Below are 20625 nucleotides of genomic sequence, written 5' to 3' on the forward strand. Positions count from 1 at the left end.
GGGGTGGGCGAAGCCTACCCCATAAAAAATCATTACATTTTAAGGACTACCAAAATTTTTAGAGCTAGAGACGCTGACCCATTAGGCGATCGATCGTCTATAGTCTAATCTGTGTTATCGCAACCGACCTTTCGAGCGTTGATCCTTGGCGCAACCCATGATTAGAAGCCTTAAGAAACAAAAACCGCTGGTGTGGATTGCTGTTGGTTCAGCGATTGGCTTAGGTGTGGGAGGAGCGATCGCCTGGTGGTCGCTTCAGCAGCCTGCGATCGAAGGGCTGCCGACTGGAGCCGATGTCATCCCTGAAGATGCCGCAGTCACGCTCTCTTTCTCCACCAACGAGGGGCAGTGGCGGCAGCTTCGTCAGTTTGGTACGCCTGAAACTGAGGCGGCTTTGAACAAAAACTGGACGCAGCTCCGCGATCGTCTCCTAACGGCAAACGGGCTAGACTACACGCGCGACATCAAGCCCTGGGTTGGTAGTGAGATGACGGTGGCATTTTTGTCTCCGGTAGCGCTTCGAGCTTCTGGCACCGACAAGGCGGCTCAGCCGATTCAGCCCTATCCTCCTGATCCGCTGAAGGGAGATGCGCCAACTGTGTTGGTGCTGCCGATCGCCAATCCGGTTAAGGCGCAGGAACTTCTGGCGCAGCCTAAGGTGTCTGGGGGACAGCAGTGGGTCGATCGCGACTATAAGGGCGTGAAGATTCGAGAAGTGCAGGGCAAGGCTGAAAGAGCCTATGTTGCTGCCGTTGTGGGCGATCGCTACCTGGTGGCAGCCTCAGACAGTCAGGCGATCGAGCAGGTGATTGATACGTTTAAGGGCAAGCCTTCGGTGGCACGAACTCCGGGCTATGGGCAGGCTTTTACACAGCTCACAACTGAAGCTCCCCTACTGCGGGCTTACGTGAATGTGCCTGTTGCTACTTTAGTTGCCACCAACAACGCTAATCAGCCGATTCCGCCCCAAGGTCTGGCGCTGTTGCAGGGCAATAAAGGCTTTGCGACTGCGATGGATCTGGAGCCGGAGGGGGTCAGGTTTCAGGCGATCGCCTGGTTGCCCTCAGAGAGCAAAGTGCGCTACTCAATGGATAACAAGGCGCAGCGCATGCCGAGTTTGCTGCCTGACTCAACCCTGCTGATGGCTTCTGGCGGAGACTTTAAGCGAACCTGGCAGAATTACACTCAGCAAGTTGGCGATAGCGGTACGGGTGGCGTATTGAATCCTACGTTTCTGCGCCAGGGATTTAATAACCTCACGGGGCTGGATTTTGACCAGGATATTGCCAATTGGATGGATGGCGAATTTTCTCTGGCGCTAATCTCTGATCCGGGCACGAATGCTGCAAATCCTAAGACAGCAACGCCGCCTAAAGCGGGGGTGTTGATCATGGCGCAGACGGGCAATCGCAAGGCGGCGGATGAGGCGTTGAAGAAGCTGGATGGGGTCATGGTCGATCGCTACAAGTTTCGAGTTAGCGAGACTCAGGTGGGGGGGCAGCCTGCGATCGCTTGGGTGTCGCCTTTTTCGTCCTTGACGGCGACTCATGGATGGCTAGAGGGCAATGTTGCGTTTCTGGCGATCGGCTCGGATGTGGGGAGTGCGATCGTTCCGGCTCCAGCGAAGCCGCTGATCTCCAATCCGCTGTTTAGCGGCACGGCTTCTAAAACGATTGAGTCTGGTAATGGGCATTTCTTTATGGCAAGCGATCGACTTGCCAGCCGAGATACGGGGCTGCCGCTGCCTATCTTGCCCGCAGACAATCAGGCTTATGTGGGTGCGTTGCGGGCGCTACAGGTGACGGGTGCAACGCAGGATTCTCTGACGACTCGCTATGATGTGCGTGTGCTGTTGCGTCGGGTGAGTAATCCTCCTGCTGCTTTGCCTTCGCCTAGGGTGGGGGCTACGTTAGAGCCTAATGCGGTGCCTAGTGCGGTGCCTAATGAGTCTTCTACGGAATCACCAGGCGAATCTCCAGGGAAGTCTTTGGCGAATTAGTTTTTGGCAGATTAGTTTATGCTCCTCAATAACAGCTAGAACAGCCTTGGGGGTCTCCCCCAAACCCCCGGCAGGGGACGGGTGCGTCCCCCACACCCCCTCCACATGAGGCGCTAGATGAGCGGCATGAGTCGCTTTGCATGGGTGGAGCGATCGAGCGTTTGGGATTTAGAGGTTTTACACAATCTCATCACACTGTATTGCTGGAGTAGACGCGCTGCTGCTGCAAGACCTGGCGGTAGAGTTCTTCTAGGTTGGTGATGTTGTTGCTAAGGGTATAGCGATCGATTGCTCTCTGTCGGGCTTTTTTGCCCAGGAGTGTGGTTAGTTCGGGGTGATCCTGGAACATGGGTAGCAGGGTCTGGAGCTGGGTGGAAACGCGGTGGGTATTGAGGACGATGCCTGCTCCAGTTTCTAGCACTTCGCCATCTGCCCCGGCATCGGTGGCAAGGCAGGCGACTCCGCAAGACATGGCTTCTAGGAGGGAGAGGGAGAGTCCTTCGACTAGGGAGGGCAAAATATAGACATCGGAGCCACGCAGAATTTCGATGCGGCGCTGCTCGTCGGCGATAAAGCCCATCCAGACAACCCCTTGGTCTTCGCCGTAGGTGCTCATCAAAGCTGGCGCTAAGGGACCGCTGCCGACAATGACGAGTTTGCTGTCTTCACGCATCTCGGCGTGTTTCCAGGCTTTTAGCAGCGATTCGACGTTTTTCTCCATTGCCACGCGTCCCTGGTAGACGAAGACGCGCTGTGCGCCAATTTCGGTCTTTAGGCGCGAGAGTCCGGGAGAGTACTTTTCGATGTCTACGCCGTTGGGAATGACCGCTAGGCGAGATTTTGGGATGCCTAAGCGCATCAGTAGATCGCGCTGAATTTTAGAAAAGATGATGACGCGATCGTAGTTTGCCAAGAATGGGGCGTAAAGCTGATACATCAGGTGTTGCGTTCCTGAAGTCAGGTTGCGCCGCTTGCGGGCGAAAGGTGGATGGAAGGTGGCGACTAGGGGAATGTTCAGCTCTTCACAAATTTCGGGTAGCAGAAAGTCTAGAGGTGAGAGAGTCAGCGAGGCGTGAACGATGTCTGGCTTAAGCTGTCGCAAAGCTTGGGTGAGTACTTTGCTCGATTTCAGGGAAGGGATGGTATAAATCTGAGATTTAAAGAGAAATGGAATCGGAACTTCCTGAACTTCCCCCCCTTGAAATTCTCCCCAAGATGCGGTGACAGGATGGTCGTCGTCTTCCTGGGCAAAATGGACAAAACTAACTTGATATCCCCGATCTAGCAGCGCATTCGTCACTTCCCGACCATATGTCACGTTGCCACAAAATGGGGATTTCTTGCCAAGCCACGCAATATGCATTCAAGTTAAGCGTTATTCGGTAAATTTTTTAGATATTAAGGATTTTAGTGGTTTATGTCAGCCTTTGATAATTTTGCTGGACAGTTCTACCGGATGATTCTGCGATCGCGACATTGTCCAGGTCAAAATGCCCCCGGCGATTGCCATACCTGACAGCACTAGAAACACGGCTTGCAGCCCAAACCAGTTCTCGGCAATTCCTGCTAAGGCTAGAGGCAAGCTCAAGGCAATGTTAATGGCGTTATTTTGTAGCCCAAATACCTTACCCCGCATGTCTTCGGGAGTCTCTTCCTGAATAGCGGTCTGCATCGGTACACCCGTAATCGCTGAACAGGCTCCTAGCACCACCAGCAGAGGCAATGTGGGAAACAGGTGATGGGTGAAGAATGAAATGGCCGCTAGGGAAATCGCCATGCCGATCGATCCATACAATGCCATTTGTGCCCGTGAGACTTTTTGCCCAAACTGCCCAATCAAAACAGCCCCGATCGCCATACCTACACCGCCAGCTGCCAGCAAAAAGCCAAACTGAGAAGACTTTAGCTCTGGCATGACTTCGGCAAGGCGCACCGCCAGCACCGCCAAAGCCGCGAAAATGGAGAACAAAATCACCAAATGAATCAGGGCTGCCCTCACTACGCCGTGGTTTTTCAGGTAGCGCAGACCGTCTTTAATGTTTTCCCAGACGTCGGGTAACTCTGCATGGGGATCGACAGCTTTTTCCTGAGTGTTGAGGGAGATCAGCAAGAGTCCAGCGATCGCATAGCTGCCGCCCACCAAAATTTCTTTGCCCATGTCTGGGGCAAGATGCAGGAGTGGAGCGATCGGCGCAATGGCTGTCTCCGCCAGCGCCAATAGCGGTTCCCCTAGCGCAAATCCCACGATCACGGATGCCATCATGGTCATGGTATAAAGCGAGTTTGCTGAGAGCAGGTGTCGCCGCTCAACAATCAGCGGAATCACAGCTTGTTCGGCAGGGGCAAAAAACTGAGTCAGAGTAGACACTAGAAAGGTGACAGTCAGCAGCACTAGAAAGCTGACAGGTATCCCAAAGAAGGCACCCCAGTCGTGGGAGATCCACAGCAAAACGGGCAAGCTCAGCACCAGCCCACCCCGGAGTAGGTTGGTAGAAACCAGCACCGCCCGCTTGCGCCAGTGATCGACAAACACACCCGCTACCGAACCAAATAAAATAGCTGGAATGGTGAAAGCAATCATCAGCGAAGACACCCAGCCGCTAATGGTTTGATCGGCAGACTGAAAGCGGCTAGCAATGATGGCAATCATCAGCACTAAATAAATTTTGTCTGCTAGCTGGGAAAAAACCTGACCACTCCACAGCTTCAGGAAGTTGCGGTTTTTTAGAACAGGCAGCAGCCCCCGCTCCAGATCAGCTTCTGAGTCGGGTAGCGTTTCAGGCGTTACGTCACCCCTGCCGTTTCCATTTTGCTCAGGTGCGTCACCCTGCCACTCTTGCCGATCTGTGATCGACTCAGCTAGGGGGACAACGCCTCCCACCACAGATGGGGCAGTTGGCTCGATCGATTCTGAAGCATTGCTGCCTGGAACTCGTTCACTCCTTATTTCTGGCAAAACCAGATCGGAGTTAGCTAACGGCTCAGGATACCGCTCCGATTTATAGGGCGGCGTTCCCGCTGAGGGCATAAATCCTGTTGGCGCGACCTGTCCTGGATGTTTTCTCTGAGGAACATGACGACCCAAAGCATCTCCGATCGGCTCTAGATGGCTGGGCATAGGCATCTTCCTATTGAGGGCTTCAAGATCTGAGTCAAAGGGTCGCATCATGGGTCACAGGCAGGAGGGGCATCGGCAAAACAGGCATCAATCAAGGTCGCTGACCGAATCGGTCGATCGTAATGATACTGGGCATATTGGCGCAAAATCCGCTCTAACGACAGCCAAATTCGAGACACGGTCGGCATCTTAGACGAATGAGACGAAAACCAGTCCTGAATCAAATTTGGCTGAGATAACTGCTGCAAAATATCTAGCTCGATCGCCCCAATTTCAACGTACAGATCAGCAGGGCGCGAAAGCTTAGGAGACGATGGCAACACTTTGGGGTTGCCAAAAGTCTGTTTAGGAACTTGTCCGGTAACTTTTGGCACAAGATGCTCAGCCTTGAGACGATCGATCGCCGACAGCAGGAAGGTTCCGCCAGCAAAAATGCTGAAGCCAACCCGCCAGTCAGGGTCTGCGAAATTGGGCGTTATCGGCTGCTGGGTAACACAGCAAGTCTGTACCTGGGGCGGCAGCCCTGCAAGCGCTAGCAGATGGTAGATAGCCTGCACCAGGCAAGGAAGCGTTGTAGCGCTCGGCATCTTTTCCAGGCGACTTAAATGCTCTCGCAGTAAGCAAAATAGCTCTGGCTGCGGATGATCATCCATTGCCTGCATGAGCGCCAACTCAGCTAAATATTGTCCTGCTGTGAGCTTACCCAAGTCTTGGCTCAGCCCTGGATAGGACTCCTGGCTCTCGGCCTGGGTGATTTTATCGAGATTTTTGCCCCTGGCAACCAGCAGATGATTCACCACAAACAGACTGCTACGTCCCCCCAAGCTAGACTTATGCTTGCGAGAGCCAGGAGCGACTGCCCGAATTAAGCCAAACTCCTCGGTGAGGATCGTTAAAAGACGATCGCTCTCTCCTAACGGAGCGCTTTTGAGGTTAATTCCAAGGGCTTTGTAAGTTCCACTCATGGGGACGGGGGCAAACGGTCTTTAGGGGACAAGAAGTCTTCAGGGGGCTGAACTAGAACCTAGCCAGAATCTAATTAGTAAACGGATTCCTCTATCCATGTCACCCCTCCAGAGTATCGCGTTGACGGATCAGGTCAACCCCTCTAGAAGTACCGAGTCGAGTTGCCCCTGCCAAAATTAAATCGATCGCCTGTTCAACGGTACGGATACCACCCGATGCTTTAATGCCAACGCGATCCTTAGCAATCGCTTTGAGCAGTGTAACATTTGCGACCGTCGCCCCGCCCCGCCACCCGGTGCTAGTTTTGAGGTAAGCCACGCCAGCATCCATACAGGCTTCGGCAGCAATCTTCACCTCTGCCTCGCTCAGCACCGCCATTTCCAGGATGGCTTTGACAGGTTGCCCCATCTCACAAATTTCAGCAATTTCTTGATGCAGCGCGTCGAGCTTGCCCGCCTTCAGCAAGCCTAGGTTAATGACCATATCTAGCTCAGTTGCGCCATTTTCAATCGCCTCCCCCGCTTCATAAGCCTTAACGGTTGAAGTCGTAGCTCCGCTGGGAAACCCAATCACGCAGGAGACTTGAGGACGCTTCTTGTAGAGCAGCTCAGCCGTCTGCCGAACATGGGCAGGGTAGACACAAACAGACGCAAAGCTATAGCGATCGGCTTCTTCGCAGTATTGCGCTACCTGTTCAGGAACTGCGGCTGGATCTAGCAAAGAGTGGTCAATAAACTCGGCTAAATTAATTTCTGAATGAGCTTCAGCCATGATTTCCTCCGTTCTGTTAACAGTTTGTCTCAAAAACGATCGGAAATTTATATTTCTTCGGAGCGTGGGATAGGTGTCAGGGCGATCGCAGAAAATCCAGCAGTTCCCGATTTACCGTCTGAGGCGCTTCCTGCTGCACCCAGTGACCACAGTGCGGCAAAAACTTTAGCTTCAGCGGCGCACTCACCAAGCTTTCCATGCCTTCGGTCAATTTTCGGTTGAAGAAAAAGTCTTCCTCCCCCCACAGCACCAGCGTTGGCGCAGAGATCAGGGCAGGCGATCGCCCTAAGTTTGCCAGCCAAGTCTGAGGAGAAAAAAGAGTGCGGTAGTGCCGCAAAACCGCAGACAGAGCGCCGGGTTTCTCTAATGCCGCCTGATAAATTTCGGTATCTTGAGCGGTAAAAGCGCCCTTGCGAATTGCCTGGTCTTGGAACAGGGTTTTGACAAAGCCCCGGAGGTTTTGCTGGATCAGCCACTCTGGTAAAGCTGGAATCTGAAGCGCCAGCACATACCAGCTTCGACGCAGCTGATCCAGATTGCCCACTAATTCCTGAACGAAGCGCTGTGGGGGTGGCGCATTGAGCATCGCTAGCCGATCGAGGGCTTCTGGAAACTTTTGAGCTAAATTCCAGGCGATCGCCCCGCCCCAATCATGCCCCACGACGTGAGCTTTAAGATAGCCGAGGCTCTCCATCAAGCCTTTAATATCTGCGCTCAGCGTGTCTAGGTCATAGCCGCTTTCTGGCTTGTCAGAGTCGTTGTAGCCGCGCAGATCGGGCACCACTACCTTAAAGTGCTGGGCAAGCGCTGGAATTTGATGCCGCCAGGAGTACCAAAATTCTGGAAATCCATGCAAAAGGATGACCAAATCGCCCTCACCCTGCATGACGCAGTGCAGACGAATATTGTTAGTGTTGACAAAGTGATGTTGCCAGCCAAAGCTAAGTGCAGTCATGTCCCGCAATGCCTTTAACAAAATATCGTGGTAGGAAAAGTAGCGTGATAAAAGTGGGTCTCCCAAGACGCAGCAGAAGCGCTGTAGCAAAAGCTACTAAAGCACAATTCCCCTCACCCTATAGCTTAACGTTTTGTTGAGTATCCATGCCAAGCAAGTTCCCAATCTTTTATTCCAATGAGTTTCTAGAACACGACACGGGTGCCTATCATCCAGAGCGATCGGGGCGGCTAACTGCCATTACCCAGGCATTAAGGGCACAGCCTTGGAGCGATCGCCTAGAATGGCGGCTCCCTACCCCTGTTTTGTCGCAGGCTGAGCGATTAACCACAGCCCTTCGTGCCGTGCACCCCGATCGCTACACCGAGGCTGTTCGGCTTCTAAGCGATACAGGCGGCGGTCACATTGATCCGGATACGGTTGCGTCTCCCCGCAGCTACGGCGTAGCCCTGCTGGCAGTCAGCGCATGGCTAGATGGCGTTGAGCAAGTGCTGCAATCGGGAGAACCTGCATTTGTGGCTGCTCGTCCTCCAGGGCATCATGCCCTACCGGAGCGCGGCATGGGGTTCTGCATTTTTGCCAATGCTGCGATCGCCGCTCTCTATGCTCTTCAGCAACCTGAGATCCAGCGGGTTGCCATTGTCGATTGGGATGTGCACCATGGCAACGGCACTCAGGCGATCGTTGAATCCCATGCCGACATTGCTTTTTGCTCGCTGCATGAGTTTCCGCAGTATCCCGGCACAGGAGCCGCCCATGAGTGCGGTAAGTATCATAATGTGATGAATTTCCCGATGCGGTCAGGCAGCACGATCGAGGATTATTTGCTTCACTTCGAGCAGAGCATTATTCCTTTTCTACAGCGCTTTCAGCCTGATTTGCTGATTGTCAGCGCGGGTTATGATGCAAACCAGTCCGATCCTTTGGCAAACATCGACCTACAGCCTCAGGACTACGGAGCTTTGACCGATTGCTGTTTGCAAGTCACGCGCCGTATTCTTTTTGGGCTAGAAGGCGGATACGATTTTGAGGCATTAGCGCAGTCTGTAACCGCTACTATTGAACGCTGCCTTGCCTAAAATCTATCAATGCTGAATCTGCTCCGCGAAATCCACTCTACCCCCCTTTGATAGATTGCACCCTCAAAGCCTTAGACTAGAGGGTGCATTGTTATTACGTGCATTGTTATCACGTGCATTGCCATTCCGGTCATGAACTGCGTATTGGTCGCGGTCATTCACCGCATTTACCCACCCTCACACTTAGCATACTGAGTCAACTTGTGCGTAAGGTCATCATTGCTGGCAACTGGAAGATGTATAAAACTCAGGCGGAAGCCCAAGAGTTTTTGCAGGGATTTTTAGATCAAATTGCTGAAACCCCAGACGATCGCGAGATTGTTCTCTGCGTGCCCTACACGTCGCTCAGCGCCATGTCTAGAAATCTGCATGGCACTCGAATCAGAATAGGGGCACAAAATGTCCATTGGGAAACCGCAGGAGCCTACACTGGAGAGATATCTGCACCCATGCTGACTGAAATGGGCGTACGATACGTCGTGGTAGGTCATAGCGAACGTAGACAGTATTTTGGTGAAACTGATGTCACAGTCAACCTACGGCTAAAGACAGCACAGAAACATGGTCTTATTCCCATTCTTTGCGTCGGCGAAACCAAGCAGCAGCGAGACACAGGTGAAACGGAAGCTCTGATTTGCAGTCAGCTCGAAAAAGATTTGGTAGAGGTCGATCAGGGTAGTCTGGTGATTGCCTATGAGCCGATTTGGGCGATCGGCACAGGAGATACTTGCGATGCCAAAGAGGCCAATCGCATCGTTGGGCTAATCCGTAGTCAGCTCGACAATAAAAATGTCACGATCCAGTACGGCGGTTCTGTCAAGCCTGGGAACGTCGATGACATCATGGCACAGCCAGAAATTGATGGGGCGCTCGTAGGAGGAGCCAGTTTGTCACCCAAAGAGTTTGCCCGGATTGCCAACTTTCAGGCAGATCCATAGCGGTAGATAGCATGACCGATACGCTCTCATCGGCTAGCTACAGCATTTCTCCCGAACAGGCGGAACAGTTGGAGCAAATCTACAACTTCAAGCGATCGTCTGAAATCTGGCAGTTTTTGCAGGAGAATGCCTTCGTGATTCCTCTGCTTTTGGAAGCGCCTACCTATGTCTATCGCCAATTCCCAGATGCCGCGATGTTTCTAGAGGTCTTAGTGCATCCCCAAGGTTCTGCCTCAGACGATGACGAAATGGTAATTCACGTCACGACCCAGCTTGAGGCTGATGATGCACTCGATCGCCTCTGGGAACTCGATCGCGACTGGTGGCTCAAAGCCTCAGAAACCGTTGCGGGACGGCTGATAATTGATATAGATTTTCAGGAAGTTTGATGGGTATGGTAGTCTTCTAAAACAAACTCCCGTGAGCCGATATGAGCTTTAATTGGGCGGAATACCTGCATCTCGCAGAAGAGTTAACCGGAATTGCAAATTCGATCGCAGGTGAAGAAGCCCGTCTTCGCTCCACAATTAGCCGCGCCTACTATGCCGCATTCATCCGCGCCAGGAATTACCTGCGTCACCAAGATTTAGATCTACCTAGAAATGGCGATGTGCATCGCTACGTGCGAGATTATTTCGATCGCAGCAGCAATGAACTTCATCGTATGATTGCCAACGATCTGGCAAGACTTCGCATTAGCCGCAACCGCGCCGACTACGACGACATTATGACGCAGCTTCCTGTGTTAGCTCGAATGTCTCTGAAGCTAGCGGCTAGAGTATTGGCTAACTTAGATGAACTGCTGTTGCAGCAACGTCAAGCGCTTCTAAAAAGTGAGGTCAAGCGCCCTTAACAAGTTAACCTTTAACAAGCTAACCCTTAACCAAATTGAACGCCAAGCCAAACAGCAGCAGTCCGCCGAACCCCAAGCGATACCAGACAAACACCCAGGTGCTGCGCCGTTGCAGATAGCGCAGCAGCCACGCGATCGACAAATATGAAAAAATGAAGGTTGAGATAATTCCTGCGATGAGAGCAATAACGCTGTCTACGCTAGTAAAGGCTTTACTCGCCTGATAAAGGGTGGCGATCGTCAGCGTTGGAATGCCTAGCAGAAACGAAAATCGAGCGGCTGTCTGACGCTCTAGACCCAAAAACAAGGCGGCTGTCAAGGTCGAACCCGATCGAGATGCGCCCGGAAGTAGAGCAATCATCTGACCTAAGCCCACGAGAACTCCGTCAATCACTTGTAGTGACTCAAACCCTCGCTTCCGGCTGCCAATTTTTTCAGCCAGCGCCAGCAAAAGCGACATGGCGATCGACATGATGGCAATTACCAGGATGCTTTCTGGCAAAATATCTTTGAGCAGAAAACCAACTGCCAAAGCTGGAATAGTGCCGACTGTGATGCCAACCAGCAGTTTCCATTCTTCTCGTTGCCAGTCCTTTTGCTGGAAGGCTGTCCAAGCCCCGGTCAAAATTTGCCGAATATCTGACCAGAAGTACCAAACCACGGCAATCACACTGCCGAACTGGATAGCGTCCACAAAGTATTTTTGTCCCACATCTGTCCAGCCAAAAATCTTGGTAAAAACCAGCAGGTGAGCGGTGCTGCTGATGGGCAAAAATTCAGTAATGCCTTGGACGATTCCTAAGACGATCGCTCGAAATATTTCTTGAATTAAATTCACGTTGTTACCTAGCAGGTCGTTAGTGTATCAGCCTGAGATGTATCAGTCTGGCATCGATTCGGGGCATTGGGAGCAGGATTTTGCCACATTCTAATCATCATCAGCCTAATCGCCGCTGCGGTCTAATCTGAAATTGACGCGCTGAACCACAGCTTAGGAGTTTACCCGGAGGCAAGTCTATCCCTTATCCTCTTCTTTAGAAAAGTTTTATCGTCAGTCCAGAAATTATTAAGCAGTGGATCTAAGTTGGGATAAGATACGGAGATAGATATGCCCCCCCAGGGGATATATCTATGCTATGTTAAGAAAGTTGAACTAGATTATTAGAAAATTTTGTCTTCCTTTATCCCTTTTTCTAAAGACCTCTACTCAAATGCTTTAGATTTACAGCCCGCACGGTCTTCCAGGGATGAGAAGGGCGATCGCATTCATCAAGCCCGTCTAGTATTTGCTGCCGCAATTTTTTTAGTGGCTGTTCCCGTCTTTTTTCAGGCTCCTCTGGTAAGGGTTTTCCCTTGGCTGAGCTTAGGCATGACCGCTGGCTGGCTCTGGCTCAGTCTGCATCTGCGTAGCCTTCCTAAGACGGCTTTATGGGGAGATTTGTTACTAGGGTTTACCTGGACATGGCTGGCTGGCTCAGTTTACTGGGGCTGGTTGCGCTGGGAGCCATTGCTGCACTTACCTGTGGAAGCGATCGGTCTCCCTTTCGCCTGGCTCAGTTTGATGATGGGTCGAGATAAGGTAGGCAACTGGTTCTATCTGGGTTCGCTTTTCGGCACATCCATCACAGATATCTACTTTTTCTTAGTTAATCTTATTCCTCAATGGCGGCAGCTCATGAAGGCAGAGCCGGATTTAGTTCAGCCTATTTTTCAGAGCGCCATTATTCAGATTCAGACTCCTTGGGGAATTGGATGTGCGATCGCTCTGGCTCTGGTGCTGATAGCTGCCAGCAGTCTGCCTCTGCGGTCGCAACAGTTACACTGGTGGGGGTTCAGTGGCGCAGTCTTCAGCACAATTTTGGTAGATGGTCTCTTCTGGCTAGCGGCAACCTACGTCTAGGGTCAGGACATGATGGAAATAATTCGAATCTATGGGTGATCATAATTTACCTATGGCTGGGTCAGTCTGCGGCTAGATTAATGCGTGTTAAGGCATCGAGTAAGTTAAGCTTTACAGAGCTTGTCTGATTAAAAATGAACTTTGGGTTAGCGGTACTGACTGGATACATTAGTTCTTCTATATTAAGAATTTAGTAATTCATCCGGAGTTCATTTCAGACAAAGCCTCTTTATAATGCAAGAGCTGATCATGCATTAGCTGAACGTTCGCGCTTTTTGCGTTGAATCGAGTCAGGATACTACCTAGCCAGAGACACGAATGGTTTCTCAACGTGTGGCAACTGCACAACCCGTTCCCCATCTAATTTTGCGAACTGAATCTGGGAGCCGCTATCTCTCGTTAGTGGGCAGTAGCTGCTGGACTGCCGGGAGAGGAGACGACAATAATTTTGTGCTGCCCGATCGCTGGATTTCGCGCAACCATGCCATGCTGCAACGCATGGAGACGGGGGAGTTTTACCTAATTGATCTAGGCAGCCGCAACGGCTCGTTTGTCAATGGCAGAAGGGTAAGTGTTCCTGTGACGCTGCAAAATGGTGATCGCCTTACTTTTGGGCAAACTGAACTAGAGTTTTATACACCCGATACTGAACATCTGAATCATTCCCCCGTTGGGCTAGACTCTCAAGAGTTTACGGCAACTGCTACACTGCATGTCCGTCGGCTGATTTCGGTTCTAGTGGTTGATATCCGCAACTTTACCGGGATGACGCGTCAGATCGATGAGAAATTGCTGTCTGAAGTGATTGGCACCTGGTTTCGCTGCGCTGGAGAAATCATCCGCGAGTATGGAAGCTGGGTTGATAAGTATATTGGCGATGCCGTCATGGCAGTCTGGATTCACGGTGCGCAGGGAATTAGCCCCGAAGAGATGGTGCGCATCACCCGCGCCCTTAGCGCTATGCACAAGATGACCAGTCAGCTTCATGAACGCTATCCGTTGCCCTTTCCCCTCCAAATTGGTGCTGGGTTAAACACAGGATACGCCATGGTAGGGAATACAGGAACAGGCGATCGCCCCGATTACACGGCTCTGGGCGACACAGTCAACGCTGCTTTCCGACTAGAGTCTTCGACGAAGCAAATTGGCTCAGATATTGCATTAGGAGAAACAACCTATCAATATCTAGCAGAGTCAGGCATTAGTCCCGATCTATTCAAGCAACACACCGTTAGCCTCAAGGGCTATGACGTCCCAACTTTGACTTACGCAGGATCATTCACCGATCTAGACACATTCCTTAAGTTAATGCCTAATGACTGATGCCCGATGACAAAAGAGCGAAGCTTTATGGGCTTCGCTCTTGACTCACTACATTGAACCTTTAGCAAGTTAGGTTTGGTGAGTTGTGCTCCTACCAAACCTAATTTGCAAACGGTCTATTGCCTATACCATGCACCAGAACAGCTACGCGATTTCTGCAACTTCTGCAACAGGCACAATGGATTCCATAGCAGCAGCATAGACGCTGATCTTCTTGCGGTTCTTGCCTCGGCGCTCAAATGTGACGATCCCGTCAATTAAAGCAAACAACGTGTCATCGCTGCCCCGCCCGACATTTGAACCCGGATGAATTTTGGTTCCCCGCTGCCGCACCAAAATATTTCCAGCTCTGACAACTTGACCGCCGTACCGCTTAACACCAAGTCGCTGAGCGTTAGAATCACGTCCGTTGCGAGTACTACCCGTTCCCTTCTTATGAGCCATGTGAATTCCTACCCCTTACTAACGTTATCTTCCACCCTAGCCAAAGCCCAGCTAGCCCAAATCTTATTCAACAGACGCTTCCTCAAAGGAAAGCTCTGGTGGTTCTGCAGAAACAGGTGCGGAAGCATCTGCACTTGCAAGAACTTCGCCCCCCACGGAAATAGAGTTGATCATCAGCCGAGTTAGCTCTTGGCGATGCCCTTGCTTCTTGCGGGTTTTCTTTTTAGGGCGCATCTTGTAGACGATGATCTTACGACCCCGCATATGTCTCAGGACAGTGCCTTCTACAGTGGCACCCTCTACGAAAGGCTGACCCACAGAGGACTCGCCATCGTAATCAATGAAAAAAACCTTATCGATGGTTACAGATGCGTCCTCATCGACCGCAAGCCGCTCTACATCATAAAAGCGACCGGGTTCGACCCGTAGCTGCTTTCCACCTGTCTCAATAATCGCGTATGCCATGAACTTGCCCTAGATAGTTGCCGTACAGGTAGCCTGACAGATTAGGTAAATCTAGAAAAGCACTTTGAATAGAGCCTGAAAAGTGAACAGACCCAAAACCTGATCCGAGCAGAGTGACCAGTCTATTATCTTCACAAAAAAACAGGCAATTGTCAATTTTAGCCGCTAGCTTTTTCCGTGCCGCGCAGTTTTGAATCAGTCCTCAAACCACAAAGCTTGTAGAGTCTCCCTGAGTCGCTTGCCAACTCCTAGCATCAAAGTAAAGATCCTCCAGCGTGATGCTATACAGGACATCTTTGAGTTTCTGATGCAGTTGACGCCAGAGCGTCAGTGTTACCCAATCTCCTGCTTGCTCTGCTTCCGGGATATGACGAGGAAGAGGCTCGACGGTTTCGCCCACCGACTCCAGAATTTGCCCTAGAGAAATGTCGGCGGGCGATCGCGCCAGTTTATATCCCCCCTGTGCGCCCCGCACTGACTCGACTAAACCTGCTCGTCGTAATTCAATCAGCAGTTTTTCCAAATAGGGAGCAGGAATATCTTGGCGTTTGGCAATGGCTTTGACTGAAGTGGGCTGCGATCGCGGTTGTAAAGTTAAATCAAGTAACGCCTTAACGCTGTAATGTCCACGAGTCGTTAATTTCATTCGGTTGAATTAGCAGTTTTTCCTCCATTCATCGAGTTTAAAGGGTACGCTTATCAATCTGTCTGACTGATTCAGTTAAGAAACGATTGATTTGACTCATTCCTGAGTTGCCAACTCTATAAACATACTTCAATTGCCCGTTGGTTCAACAGGTTAAATTGCAATTTCTAATAGGGTTTAATCACCAACGCTAACCAACAAAATTAGTTTGAGCTGAATAGTCTTTTATCTAAATTAGATAAAATAATCTAAACTAGACGAAAAAGTATCGAGTCAGGGTAGTATAGTTCCAAGAGATGTATCGTAGAGCAAAGAAATAAAGCTTTACTGTAAATCTTAGATTACAAGACAATGTACAGATTTCTCATCATTGATATAGATTCAGGCTAATGAGTAAGAAGAAAAAAATTGAGCCGCTGTTAGGTGAAGCTCTCCTTGCAAAGGTTAAAGAACTAGAGAGCCTCAGCAAGGAAGAAAAGGCCAAAGAATGCGGCTACTACACCGTTACAAAGAATGGTGTAGAACGAGTCAATATGATGAAGTTCTTGAGTGCGCTTCTAGAAGCCAAGGAAATTGATGTAGATGGCAAGCACAGCAGCAATGGGCGTGGAGGGCGAAGTGCAAGCTATCGCATCACGGTTCAAGCAAATGGCAACTTGCTAATTGGAGCGGCATACACCAAGCAAATGGATTTGAAGCCGGGGGATGAATTTGAAATCTCCCTAGGACGAAAACATATTCGGCTTAAGCAGCTCGACTCAGACGAAGGCTTTGAAGATTAAGCTTCTTCACGGAAGTCATTGGAGCGGCTGATTCTAATAGAGCGATCGCCCTTGAGATGTTGCACCTAAGCTGTTGCGCTCAGGAGTATCATACTTGAAGTTTTGACACACATTTGACACACAGATGTCACATACAAAGAGTGGATGGTTTATTCCTGAATAAGCCATCCACTCTTTGTATGCAAAGCCCGTTTTATAGCTGTAAACAGCGAGGCCAGGACAGGAATACTTTCGGGGACGCGCCCCTTGCACCACCAAAAGTATCTTAAGACGGAATTTCTGTTGCTCTCTGGAGTTCTGCTAGCTGTTCTGATCGAATGAACTGCTCAGCAGCTTGAGTGTCTAGAGGTTTAGAAAAGAAATAGCCCTGAGCATATTCGCAGCGCAAGGCATGAAGTTGGGCAAGTTGCTTTGAGGTTTCTACCCCTTCTGCCACGACCTCCATACCCAAGTTCCAGGCAAGCATAATGATTGTCCGGACAATCGCCAACTGCTCTCCATCAGTATCCAAACGACTAATAAACGCTCGATCGATTTTGAGCGTATCAATGGGCAAGCGATGTAAATAGCTAAGGGAAGAATAGCCCGTGCCAAAGTCATCGATCGCAAGCTGAATACCCAACCCCTGAAGCTGAGTTAGGTTATTTACAGCATACTCAGCATTCTCCATCAGCAGAGTTTCAGTGATTTCTAACTTCAGCTGGCGTGGATCTAGCTCAGTATCTCGCAAGATTTGGCTGACCTGCTCAGTCAGATGAGGGCTAAATTGCTTACCTGAAACGTTGACATTAATCATGAGTGGATGGCGATCGGCAAACATTTGTCGCCAAGTTTGCATCTGTCGGCAGGCTTCTCGCAGTACCCAGTCGCCAATCGGAACAATCAACCCTGTTTCTTCAGCGATCGGGATAAACTCACTCGGCGACACCATGCCGCGTATGGGATGCTGCCAGCGAATCAGGGCTTCAAAGCCGATCGCCTGCCGAGTGCGGAGCGAAATAATCGGCTGATAGTAAAGCTGAAGCTCTTGTCGTTCGATCGATCGCCTCAAGTCGGTTTCCAATTGCAGCAGAGTCACAGCACGGGTGTGCATTTTGGGGTGAAAGATTTCGTAGCGAGCACGCCCATGAGCCTTGGCGCGATACATCGCAATGTCAGCATCCCGCAGCAGATCTTCTGGACAGGCGTAACCTGTCGTGCTGAGAGCAATGCCGATGCTGGCAGCGGTGAAAACTTCATGCCCCTCGACGCTGAAGGGGAGCGTCAGCGCATGTTGAATTCGGTCTGCGACCCGTGTCACGCTCTCTCTATTGTTCAAGTCTTCTAGTAAAACGACAAATTCGTCTCCCCCTAGCCGAGCTAGCGTATCTTTAGGGCGGAGGCAGCCAGAAAGGCGCTTGGCAATGTCAATCAGCAACTGATCGCCTACGTTGTGTCCCAAGCTGTCGTTGATCATTTTGAAGCGATCGAGATCAATAAACAGGGTAGCAAAGAGCATGTTATTGCCCTGCTGGGCAGCTTGTACTGCCTGTCTCAATCGCTCCATGAGCAAAACGCGATTGGGCAGTCCCGTTAGGCTGTCATAGAGAGCTTCGTAGAGTAGGCGCTCCTCCATCAGCTTGAGATCAATGGACTGCTGGCGGGTCGTCACATCTCGCTGCATTGACACAAAATAAAGGAGTTTTCCATTTTCAAAGACGGGATCGACCGTGATCTCATTCCAGAAGCAGGAGCCATCTCGGCGATAGTTAAGCAGCGTACAGGTAATGGATTGCTGTTGGGCGATCGCCTCTCTCAGAAGTTGAACCGTACTTGGGTCGGTATCCACACCACTCAAAAATCGACAATTTTTGCCCAATGCTTCAGCTAATTCATAGCCTGTTATCTGAGTAAAGGCATGATTGGCGTAGAGAATAGGATTGTCAGGCTGATGCGGATCGGTAATCACAACAGCTGTTGATGTACTGGCGATCACTTGTTCCAAGCGAATGTTTTTCGGCATTACCAAAAAAAGTTTCTACAAACGTTAGTGCTAAAGTGCAAAGTTCTGAGTTGGTTTCATGACTAGGGTTCCCGCAAATAGGCAGAACTCCTAAGCATTTGCTTAGTAGGCAGGTATATTTTGTTGAAGACTTGCCTTGGCTTCATAGAAGCTTGAAGATTAAAGCTTAAGAATCAAGCTCAAGAATCAAGCTCAAGGGCTAGCTGATTTCGGTAAGCTTTCACCTGCGCCTCAATACCAGTAATGGCAGTGCCCACCACAACCCCATCGGCTCCTAACTCGATCGCCCGTCTTGCCATACTCGGAGAACTAATTCCCCCTTCACACAAGACCGGAAGGCTGAGATGTTGTACCAGTGCGCTCAACAAATCAAATCCGGGCGGTATTAAGGAGCGAGTGGCATAGGTGTAGCCATAGAGCGTGGTGCCCACCAAGTCTGCCCCCGCCGCTGCCGCCGCGATCGCAGCTTCCAGAGTATCTACATCTGCCATCACGGGTTTGCCCAATTGGTGAATTTGGGTAATGAGAGACTCGACGGTTTCACCAGCCGGACGGTCTCGGAGGGTGGCATCAATGGCAATGATGTCTGCCCCGGCAGCGGCGATCGCCTCTGCATGACAAAACTGTGGCGTGATATAGACTCCAAAATTAGGCGCTACAAATCTGGACGCTGCAAATCCGGATGCTGCAAGCCTGGGGGCTTCACTAGGCACCTCAGACTGAGAAATCTGCTTCCAAAGCCCAATGATCGGAACGCTCACCTTCCGACGAACTGCCTCAACATGGGCAGGCGTATCAATTCGTACGCCAACGGCGCCCTGATGGACAGATGCCTGGGCAATCGCCGCTATGACGCTAGGTTCATAAAGAGGCGAATCGCTTGGAGCTTGACAAGACACCACTAAGCCACCCTGAAGCGATCGAATTGCCGGATAGCTTGATTGAGCAGCTCTTTGTCTGAACTTTTCTGTTGACCCTTCTGTTGACCCCTCTGCTGACTCTTCTACTGATTCCTCTGCTGACCCTGTTTCTGCCATAAGTTAAAAAGAGTTAAGGAATTTATTACGTCGCTAAGGGTAATTGAACTGTAAATAATAAGGTTTTAGATAAAGGGGCAGTGCCCCTCTTCACAGAATTTTCACAGCTATCTCTCATATTTTCTCGGTCTTGCTGATAAAAATTGCTGGGTTAATTAAGAATCATTGCAATGTCAATCCGCGATACTGCCGATCGCGAAGGCGGCTTACAGGATGGAAAGGACGATGAGTGAATATCGGGTTCCTGGAAACATGGCGCAATTATTGGCAGGCGATACGGGCGGCACCAAAACGATTCTCCGATTGGTAAATGCTGAACCTACAGAGACGGGCATTCGGCTCAAGCCCCTGTTTGAAGAACGTTACATCAGCGCTGAGTTTCCGAGCTTAACGCCGCTCGTGCGGCAGTTTCTCAAAGAAGCCACTCTTGAAATAGGGCAAACGCCTACACCCGAAAAAGCCTGTTTTTCGATCGCAGGTCCCGTGGTCAACAACACCTGCAACTTAACCAACCTCTCTTGGCTGCTGGACGGTGAGCAGCTCCAGCAAGATTTAGGGATGCGCAAGATTAGCTTGCTGAATGACTTTGCAGCTGTGGGCTACGGCATTGCCGGATTAGGCTCCACCGATCTCTGCACGCTTCAGGAGGGAGAGCCTCAAACCGATGCGCCGATCGCCATTATTGGTGCAGGGACGGGCTTGGGCGAGGGGTTTCTGATTCCTCAAGCCAACGGCAGTCATCACGTCTATGGTACTGAAGGTGGACATACTGATTTTGCGCCCCGTAACGAGCTAGAGTTTCAGCTTTTGAAATATCTGCGTGACAAGATGAGCTTGACGCGAGTCTCCGTCGAGCGGGTCGTATCAGGCATGGGCATTGTGGCGATCTATCAGTTTTTGCGCGATCGCCAGGGGATGACAGAATCACCGGAGGTTGCTGAAGCCATTCGCACTTGGGAACGAGAGGCAGGCATGGCAGAAAAATCCGTTGATCCGGGAGCCGTCATTGCGATCGCGGCTACAGAACAAGCCGATCACCTCTGCCAAAAAACGATGGAAATTTTTGCGGAACTATACGGTGCAGAGGCGGGAAATCTGGCACTGAAGCTCTTACCCTATGGCGGTCTCTATATTGCTGGAGGCGTTGCTGCCAAAAACTTGCCGCTGCTGCAATCAGGTATTTTCTTACGTGCCATGAACGATAAAGGGCGAATGCGTCCTTTAGTCGAACGTATCCCGGTGCATGTGATTCTGAACCAAAAAGTGGGGTTAATTGGAGCATCGCTGTGTGCCCTAAGACTCTAAACATCCTGAGACTCTAAACGTCCTGAAATTAGGGATTTTGGG

Annotated in this window: 20 protein-coding genes; 9 read left to right on the forward strand and 11 right to left on the reverse strand. The window is 50.7% G+C overall.

Annotated features, from left to right (window positions below; all coding sequences use genetic code 11):
* Window positions 1–157 precede the first annotated feature (157 nt).
* Complete coding sequence (locus AC5JMP_RS05790; RefSeq protein WP_495850494.1) at window positions 158–1999, forward strand: DUF3352 domain-containing protein; 1842 nt, start codon at window positions 158–160, stop codon at window positions 1997–1999.
* Between the two features lie 190 nt (window positions 2000–2189).
* On the opposite strand, the gene AC5JMP_RS05795 is transcribed toward AC5JMP_RS05790, so the two are convergent.
* From AC5JMP_RS05795 to AC5JMP_RS05815, 5 genes are all read right to left on the reverse strand, one after another.
* Window positions 2190–3362, reverse strand: a complete 1173-nt coding sequence (locus AC5JMP_RS05795) for a glycosyltransferase family 4 protein (protein ID WP_495850495.1) — start codon at window positions 3360–3362, stop codon at window positions 2190–2192.
* A 57-nt stretch (window positions 3363–3419) separates the two neighbouring features.
* Window positions 3420–5168 carry an MFS transporter gene (locus AC5JMP_RS05800; protein ID WP_495850496.1) on the reverse strand — a complete coding sequence of 583 codons (1749 nt, stop codon included), beginning with the start codon at window positions 5166–5168 and terminating at the stop codon, window positions 3420–3422.
* Window positions 5165–6082 carry a DNA repair protein RecO gene (recO, locus tag AC5JMP_RS05805; protein ID WP_495850497.1) on the reverse strand — a complete coding sequence of 306 codons (918 nt, stop codon included), beginning with the start codon at window positions 6080–6082 and terminating at the stop codon, window positions 5165–5167. The genes AC5JMP_RS05800 and recO overlap by 4 nt, the downstream gene beginning before the upstream one ends.
* Before the next feature lie 100 nt (window positions 6083–6182).
* Window positions 6183–6854 carry a deoxyribose-phosphate aldolase gene (deoC, locus tag AC5JMP_RS05810; RefSeq protein WP_495850498.1) on the reverse strand — a complete coding sequence of 224 codons (672 nt, stop codon included), beginning with the start codon at window positions 6852–6854 and terminating at the stop codon, window positions 6183–6185.
* Between the two features lie 76 nt (window positions 6855–6930).
* Window positions 6931–7809, reverse strand: a complete 879-nt coding sequence (locus tag AC5JMP_RS05815; RefSeq protein WP_495850499.1) for an alpha/beta fold hydrolase — start codon at window positions 7807–7809, stop codon at window positions 6931–6933.
* A 146-nt stretch (window positions 7810–7955) separates the two neighbouring features.
* Here AC5JMP_RS05815 and AC5JMP_RS05820 point away from each other — a divergent pair, with 146 nt between their 5' ends.
* From AC5JMP_RS05820 to AC5JMP_RS05835, 4 genes are all read left to right on the forward strand, one after another.
* Complete coding sequence (locus AC5JMP_RS05820; protein ID WP_495850500.1) at window positions 7956–8888, forward strand: histone deacetylase family protein; 933 nt, start codon at window positions 7956–7958, stop codon at window positions 8886–8888.
* Window positions 8889–9091: 203 nt separating this feature from the next.
* Window positions 9092–9826 (forward strand): triose-phosphate isomerase, encoded by a 735-nt coding sequence (gene tpiA, locus AC5JMP_RS05825; protein WP_495850501.1) that lies wholly within the window; start codon window positions 9092–9094, stop codon window positions 9824–9826.
* 11 nt (window positions 9827–9837) lie between these two features.
* Window positions 9838–10215, forward strand: coding sequence for a hypothetical protein (locus AC5JMP_RS05830; RefSeq protein WP_495850502.1), 378 nt, complete (start codon window positions 9838–9840; stop codon window positions 10213–10215).
* A gap of 41 nt (window positions 10216–10256) precedes the next feature.
* Entirely contained in the window at window positions 10257–10679 is a 423-nt protein-coding gene (locus AC5JMP_RS05835; protein WP_495850503.1) for a HEPN domain-containing protein, read from the forward strand.
* Between the two features lie 19 nt (window positions 10680–10698).
* Here AC5JMP_RS05835 and AC5JMP_RS05840 read toward each other — a convergent pair whose 3' ends face one another.
* Complete coding sequence (locus AC5JMP_RS05840) at window positions 10699–11532, reverse strand: undecaprenyl-diphosphate phosphatase (protein WP_495850752.1); 834 nt, start codon at window positions 11530–11532, stop codon at window positions 10699–10701.
* A 318-nt stretch (window positions 11533–11850) separates the two neighbouring features.
* On the opposite strand from AC5JMP_RS05840, the gene AC5JMP_RS05845 reads away from it, so the two are divergent.
* Together AC5JMP_RS05845 and AC5JMP_RS05850 are read left to right on the forward strand one after the other, a co-directional pair.
* Entirely contained in the window at window positions 11851–12579 is a 729-nt protein-coding gene (locus AC5JMP_RS05845) for a DUF3120 domain-containing protein (protein WP_495850504.1), read from the forward strand.
* Window positions 12580–12897: 318 nt separating this feature from the next.
* Complete coding sequence (locus AC5JMP_RS05850) at window positions 12898–13902, forward strand: FHA domain-containing protein (protein WP_495850505.1); 1005 nt, start codon at window positions 12898–12900, stop codon at window positions 13900–13902.
* Window positions 13903–14046: 144 nt separating this feature from the next.
* Here the strand turns inward: AC5JMP_RS05850 and rpmA are convergent, their stop codons facing one another.
* From rpmA to AC5JMP_RS05865, 3 genes are all read right to left on the reverse strand, one after another.
* The gene (gene rpmA / locus AC5JMP_RS05855) at window positions 14047–14346 is read right to left on the reverse strand and encodes a 50S ribosomal protein L27 (protein ID WP_495850506.1); all 300 of its coding nucleotides are present in this window, start codon (window positions 14344–14346) and stop codon (window positions 14047–14049) included.
* A 63-nt stretch (window positions 14347–14409) separates the two neighbouring features.
* Window positions 14410–14811: a 50S ribosomal protein L21 gene (rplU, locus tag AC5JMP_RS05860; protein ID WP_495850507.1), complete on the reverse strand. Its 402-nt coding sequence runs from the start codon at window positions 14809–14811 to the stop codon at window positions 14410–14412.
* A 202-nt stretch (window positions 14812–15013) separates the two neighbouring features.
* Window positions 15014–15457, reverse strand: a complete 444-nt coding sequence (locus tag AC5JMP_RS05865) for an Rrf2 family transcriptional regulator (RefSeq protein ID WP_495850508.1) — start codon at window positions 15455–15457, stop codon at window positions 15014–15016.
* Window positions 15458–15846: 389 nt separating this feature from the next.
* Here AC5JMP_RS05865 and AC5JMP_RS05870 point away from each other — a divergent pair, with 389 nt between their 5' ends.
* A complete protein-coding gene (locus AC5JMP_RS05870; RefSeq protein ID WP_495850509.1) occupies window positions 15847–16239 on the forward strand; it encodes an AbrB family transcriptional regulator in 393 nt (130 codons plus the stop codon).
* A 265-nt stretch (window positions 16240–16504) separates the two neighbouring features.
* Here AC5JMP_RS05870 and AC5JMP_RS05875 read toward each other — a convergent pair whose 3' ends face one another.
* Together AC5JMP_RS05875 and AC5JMP_RS05880 are read right to left on the reverse strand one after the other, a co-directional pair.
* Window positions 16505–18241, reverse strand: a complete 1737-nt coding sequence (locus AC5JMP_RS05875; protein WP_495850510.1) for a putative bifunctional diguanylate cyclase/phosphodiesterase — start codon at window positions 18239–18241, stop codon at window positions 16505–16507.
* A 179-nt stretch (window positions 18242–18420) separates the two neighbouring features.
* Window positions 18421–19278, reverse strand: a complete 858-nt coding sequence (locus AC5JMP_RS05880) for an N-acetylmannosamine-6-phosphate 2-epimerase (protein ID WP_495850511.1) — start codon at window positions 19276–19278, stop codon at window positions 18421–18423.
* A 252-nt stretch (window positions 19279–19530) separates the two neighbouring features.
* Between AC5JMP_RS05880 and AC5JMP_RS05885 the strand changes: the two genes are divergently transcribed.
* Complete coding sequence (locus AC5JMP_RS05885; RefSeq protein WP_495850753.1) at window positions 19531–20583, forward strand: glucokinase; 1053 nt, start codon at window positions 19531–19533, stop codon at window positions 20581–20583.
* The last annotated feature ends 42 nt before the right edge of the window (window positions 20584–20625 follow it).

This window comes from Drouetiella sp., from assembly GCF_059504425.1.

Coding starts and splice junctions, on each gene's coding strand:
- AC5JMP_RS05790 (WP_495850494.1), top strand. CDS start 158: ATGATTAGAAGCCTTAAGAAACAAAAACCGCTGGTGTGGATTGCTGTT.
- AC5JMP_RS05795 (WP_495850495.1), bottom strand. CDS start 3,362: ATGCATATTGCGTGGCTTGGCAAGAAATCCCCATTTTGTGGCAACGTG.
- AC5JMP_RS05800 (WP_495850496.1), bottom strand. CDS start 5,168: ATGATGCGACCCTTTGACTCAGATCTTGAAGCCCTCAATAGGAAGATG.
- recO (WP_495850497.1), bottom strand. CDS start 6,082: ATGAGTGGAACTTACAAAGCCCTTGGAATTAACCTCAAAAGCGCTCCG.
- deoC (WP_495850498.1), bottom strand. CDS start 6,854: ATGGCTGAAGCTCATTCAGAAATTAATTTAGCCGAGTTTATTGACCAC.
- AC5JMP_RS05815 (WP_495850499.1), bottom strand. CDS start 7,809: ATGACTGCACTTAGCTTTGGCTGGCAACATCACTTTGTCAACACTAAC.
- AC5JMP_RS05820 (WP_495850500.1), top strand. CDS start 7,956: ATGCCAAGCAAGTTCCCAATCTTTTATTCCAATGAGTTTCTAGAACAC.
- AC5JMP_RS05830 (WP_495850502.1), top strand. CDS start 9,838: ATGACCGATACGCTCTCATCGGCTAGCTACAGCATTTCTCCCGAACAG.
- AC5JMP_RS05835 (WP_495850503.1), top strand. CDS start 10,257: ATGAGCTTTAATTGGGCGGAATACCTGCATCTCGCAGAAGAGTTAACC.
- AC5JMP_RS05850 (WP_495850505.1), top strand. CDS start 12,898: ATGGTTTCTCAACGTGTGGCAACTGCACAACCCGTTCCCCATCTAATT.
- rpmA (WP_495850506.1), bottom strand. CDS start 14,346: ATGGCTCATAAGAAGGGAACGGGTAGTACTCGCAACGGACGTGATTCT.
- rplU (WP_495850507.1), bottom strand. CDS start 14,811: ATGGCATACGCGATTATTGAGACAGGTGGAAAGCAGCTACGGGTCGAA.
- AC5JMP_RS05865 (WP_495850508.1), bottom strand. CDS start 15,457: ATGAAATTAACGACTCGTGGACATTACAGCGTTAAGGCGTTACTTGAT.
- AC5JMP_RS05870 (WP_495850509.1), top strand. CDS start 15,847: ATGAGTAAGAAGAAAAAAATTGAGCCGCTGTTAGGTGAAGCTCTCCTT.
- AC5JMP_RS05875 (WP_495850510.1), bottom strand. CDS start 18,241: ATGCCGAAAAACATTCGCTTGGAACAAGTGATCGCCAGTACATCAACA.
- AC5JMP_RS05880 (WP_495850511.1), bottom strand. CDS start 19,278: ATGGCAGAAACAGGGTCAGCAGAGGAATCAGTAGAAGAGTCAGCAGAG.
- AC5JMP_RS05885 (WP_495850753.1), top strand. CDS start 19,531: ATGGCGCAATTATTGGCAGGCGATACGGGCGGCACCAAAACGATTCTC.